General features: G+C 71.6%; 5 protein-coding genes. 1 reads left to right on the top strand and 4 read right to left on the bottom strand.

All coding sequences use genetic code 11. The features are described 5' to 3' along the window. Positions 1-230: carboxymuconolactone decarboxylase family protein (locus ABNT58_RS01615; RefSeq protein ID WP_348751768.1), on the top strand; the 230-nt coding region annotated here is incomplete at its 5' end. Here ABNT58_RS01615 and ABNT58_RS01610 read toward each other — a convergent pair. The 4 genes from ABNT58_RS01610 to ABNT58_RS01595 form a co-directional block, all read right to left on the bottom strand. Continuing rightward, positions 188-955, bottom strand: a complete 768-nt coding sequence (locus ABNT58_RS01610) for a GNAT family N-acetyltransferase (RefSeq protein WP_348751767.1) — start codon at positions 953-955, stop codon at positions 188-190. The two genes, ABNT58_RS01615 and ABNT58_RS01610, sit on opposite strands and share 43 nt — an antisense overlap. A 51-nt stretch (positions 956-1,006) precedes the next feature. Then, positions 1,007-1,612, bottom strand: coding sequence for a glutathione S-transferase (locus ABNT58_RS01605; protein WP_348751766.1), 606 nt, complete (start codon positions 1,610-1,612; stop codon positions 1,007-1,009). Positions 1,613-1,642: 30 nt separating this feature from the next. Then, the gene (locus ABNT58_RS01600) at positions 1,643-3,334 is read right to left on the bottom strand and encodes a PAS domain-containing protein (RefSeq protein WP_348751765.1); all 1,692 of its coding nucleotides are present in this window, start codon (positions 3,332-3,334) and stop codon (positions 1,643-1,645) included. Positions 3,335-3,397: 63 nt separating this feature from the next. After that, the coding region (locus ABNT58_RS01595; protein WP_348751764.1) for an MFS transporter at positions 3,398-4,177 on the bottom strand (780 nt) is incomplete at its 5' end.

Raw genomic sequence — 4,177 nt, 5'->3', positions numbered from 1 at the left:
TCTTCGCGCGCGACAACCTGGACTGGCGCCAGCGCGAACTGGCCACCGTGGCCGCGCTGTCGGCCCTGAGCGGCGTGGCCTCGCAGCTGCAGGCGCATGTGCGCATCAGCTTGAACGTCGGACTGACGGTTACGCAGTTGAACCAACTGGCGGCCACGCTCGCCGATGAGGGGCAAGCCGACGCCGGTCAGCGCTTGCTTGAGTCGCTGGACTCCCATCCGGGTGGCTGAGCTGTCAGCCTGCCGCTGGGAAAGCAGGGGAGGCTGGCGGCGAAGTTGAATCCGGCTCGTTCGGCCGTGGCGCTCGACGCCCGGTTGCTGGCGTCGCACACATACAGGGCCACGCGGCCCTGCGCCGTGATTTGGTCGCCGAGCCGGGCCACCAGCGCGCTGGCGATGCCCCGGCGCCTGAAGGCCTGCGCCGTGTACACCTGCTGGATAGCAGCGTGCCGGCCGTGCTGGACCACTGCATCCGCCACAGCGACGACCATGCCACCCACTTCGCAGACCATGAACTGAGACAGCCCGCCGAAGTCCTCGATCAGCAACTGCGGACGGCCGAGCAGCGCGCTGATCTCATCGTGCAGCACCTGTCTATCGAAATCCTCCAAGCAAAGCGGACGCACGCCCTGGGCGCCGGGGTCCCCCGCTCGCGGCTCGGTGCGGACGTAGTGCCTGTCGGTGGCCGGCGCGCGCACGATGAGCTCGCTGAACGGCTGCACCAGTGCGACGCCGTCGTTGGCTTCCCGCTGACCAAGCTCCTCGGCCAGCGCCGCAAGCCGCACCGGGTGGCGCACCAATGCCCACAGGTCTGGCACTTCAGGCAAACCGGCCAGCGTGCCGCCAAGCGCCCATTCACCTGTCTCGGCGCACCAGAGGGCTGTGGAAGATGGCGCCTTGGCCGCCACATGCCGGGCGAACACCGCATGAACGGTCTCGGGCAGCAGGCCGAGCAACTCACCGGCTCGCACGGCCTGGAACAGGCGCGCTTGCCCAGAGAGCATCTGTCAACCCGCCGTCGGGTAAACGCCCTCGCCATGCGCCGCCGCGCGCAGCGCCGGCTGCTGCTCGGCCCAGGCCGACAGGGCGCTGAGGTTCGGGTGCGCGGCCGCGGGCAGCAGCTCGGGGTGCATCTGCTGGCTGAAGAACCACACCACCGCGGCGGTGATGCCGGCGTCGTCCAGCTGCGGCGGGCGGCCGGCCAGTTCGGTGTCCAGCAGGCGGTAGGCGGTGGTCATCTGCTCGGTCACGCGCGTGAGCCAGGGCTGGTGCCACTTCTCGGGCGGGCGCACGTTGTGTTCGTAGACGATCTGCACGCTCTTTTCGCAGGCTGCCAGCGCCAGGCCGGTCAGTCGGAGCGAGCGGGCATCACCCGGTTGCAGGCGGCGGCCGGCCAGGCCTTCGGCGTACTGCAGGATCAGGGTGGAATCCATCAGCACCGTGCCGTCGTCGCACACCAGCGTGGGCGCCTTGACCACCGGGTTGATCTGGCGGAACTGGTCGATGCCGCGGAACACCGAGATCGACTGGTGGGTGAAAGGCAGATCCAGCTGCTGCAGTGCCACCGCCACGCGGCGCACGTAGGGCGAATCGAGCATGCCGATGAGGTCCATGGGCGCGTCTCCTGAAGGAAGGTGAAGGGCTCAGCCGGCCTTGGCGCGGCCTTGCAGCACTTTAAGCACCGCGCTGGCCAGCGTCTGCGCATCCACCGGCTTGACCAAGTGCTGCACGAAGCCGGCCTGGCTGGTGGCCGCCAGGTCGCGGTCGCTGCCGTAGGCCGACAGCGCGATGGCCGGCAGCCGCTGGTCCAGCAGTCGCACCCGCTGCAGCACGTCGAAGCCGGTGGCGCCATCGGCCAGCCGCAGGTCGCTCACCAGCACGTCGAACACGGCGCTGCGCAGCAGCTCGGCCGCTGCATCGGGCGCCGGCGCCAAAGCCACGCGCGCCCCCAGCGCGCCCAGCGCCTGGGCGGTGGCTTCGGCCACGTCGGGCTCGTCTTCCACGTACAGGATGCGCAGGTCGCGCAGCGGTTGCTCCGGCGCCGCGGGGCCTCCATCGGCCGCGGTGCCGGCGGGGCCGGTGCTGCCGGCATCGGCCTGCGCAGCGGTCGAGCCGGCCTGCACCCCGGCTGCCCGCGCCGCCTCGGCCACGTCCAGGCCGGGGCTGCGGGCGGCGCCCAGCAGCTCGGCGATCATGCGCGACTGCAGCTGCACGTTGTGCTCCAGCCGCTCGAAGGCGCGGGCGGTGGCCTTCTGGTCGAGCTTGCCGCTCTTGAGCAGGCCCACCCAAGACAGCAGCGCCTGCAGCGGCGTGCGCAGCTCGTGCGACACATGGGCCACGAACTCGCCCTTGAGCCGGTTGGCCTCCTGCGCTTCCTGCAGCAGCTGCACCCGTTCGGCCTCGGCCGCGCGGCGCTCGGTGATGTCCTGGCAGATGGCGCCGACATGCACTGCGCCGCCCGCGCCCGGCACCGGGAAGTAGCTCACCGCATAGGTGCTGGTTCCGGGCCGCCCGGCCATGCGGCCGCTGACTTCCAGCCCCAGCAGGGGCTGCCCGCTCTGGCGCACCTGGGCCAGATGGCTGCCCACCTCGTCGGCCAGCATGGGCACCAGGTCGGCCAGGCTGCGGCCCAGGTGTTCGCCGGGCGCCGCGCCGTTGATGCGGGCCAGCGCGGGGTTCACGCGCATGTAGCGGTCCTGGTCGTCGAACACCGCGATGCCGGCCGGCACTGCGTCAAAGAGGCCGTCCAGCAGCGCGGTGGCCTCGGCCAGCGCGGCGGTGCGCTGGGCCACGCGCTGCTCCAGCTCGGCCTGGATGCGGCGCAGTTCGGCCTCGGCCTGGCAGCGGGCGCGCACCTCTTCTTCCAGCGCGGCCTTGGCCTTTTCCAGCTGCTGCACCGAGGGAATGCTGAGCGCCCGCGGCAGGCCCAGCACCAGCGCGATGGCGGTGGTGACCGAGACTGCCGCCGTCAGCGCCTTGATGCCGCCGGCCAGCCAGTAGTCGGGGTTCCACAGCGTCCACACGTCCATCAGGTGGGTGACGCCACAGGCCACGATGAAGGCGCCGAACAGCAGGTACATCGGGCCGAAGGGCAGGTCGGGCCGGCGGCGCACGAAGTACAGCAGCGTCAGCGGAATCGAGAAATAGGCCAGCGCAATCAAGGTGTCGCTGGCCACGTGCAGCCACAGCAGGCCCGGAATCCAGGTCAGGCAGAAACCGTGCGGCAGGAAGCCCTGGCCGAAACTGTGCTGCGCCCACCACGTGCTGCCCACCAGCCCCAGCGCGCCTAGGATCGAGGCGGCAATCCAAACCGGGTTTCTGGCGCTGTTGCTCATGGTTACTTCCTGTGACCTGCGCGCGATTGTCCACGCTTGCCGCCCCGCGCGGTCAGAGGATGATCAGCGACCCGCCACCAGGCGCACGCCCAGCGCAGCCAGCGCGCTGGCAGTGGCCAGCGCCGTGACACCGGCCCAGCCCCATGGCGCCAGCGCCAGGCTGCCCAGCGCGGCACCGGCGGCCATGCCCACGAACACGCCGACGAACAGCACGGCATTCAGGCGGCTGCGGGCGCCAGGCTCGATGCCGTAGACGATGGTCTGGTGCGCCACCAGCGTGGCCTGGATGCCCAGGTCGAAGCCCAGCGCTGCGGCGCCCAGCGCCCACAGCTGCGCGGCCGGCGGCAGCAGCGGCAGCAGCGCCATCGAGGCGAACGAGACGGCCACCAGCCCCGCACCCAGCCGGGTGACATGCGCCGGGCCCGAACGGTCGGCCAGCCGGCCGGCCAGCGGCGCGGCCAGTGCACCCGCCGCCCCGGCCAGGCCGAAGGCCCCGGCCGCGGCGCTGCCCAGGTGGAAGGGCGCGCCATGCAGCATCACCGCCAGCGTCGACCAGAAGGCGCTGAAGCCCACCGACAGCAGCCCCTGCGCCCAGGCCGCATGCCGCAGCGCGGGATGGCGCCGCCACAGCTTGACCAGCGAGCCCAGCAGCGCCCCGTAGCCCAGCTGCGTGGTGGGCCGGAATCGAGGCAGGCCGCGCCACACCGCCGCCCCCACCGCCACGATGCTGAGCGCCGCCGCGATGAACACCACGCGCCAGCCGAAGTGCTCGGCCACGAAGCCACTGACCACCCGCGACAGCAGGATGCCGCCCAGCAGCCCCGTCATCACCGTGCCCACCAC

Source organism: uncultured Aquincola sp. (assembly GCF_964001545.1).
Lineage (GTDB): Bacteria > Pseudomonadota > Gammaproteobacteria > Burkholderiales > Burkholderiaceae_C > Aquincola.
This window is presented reverse-complemented; position numbering and strand designations above follow the sequence as displayed.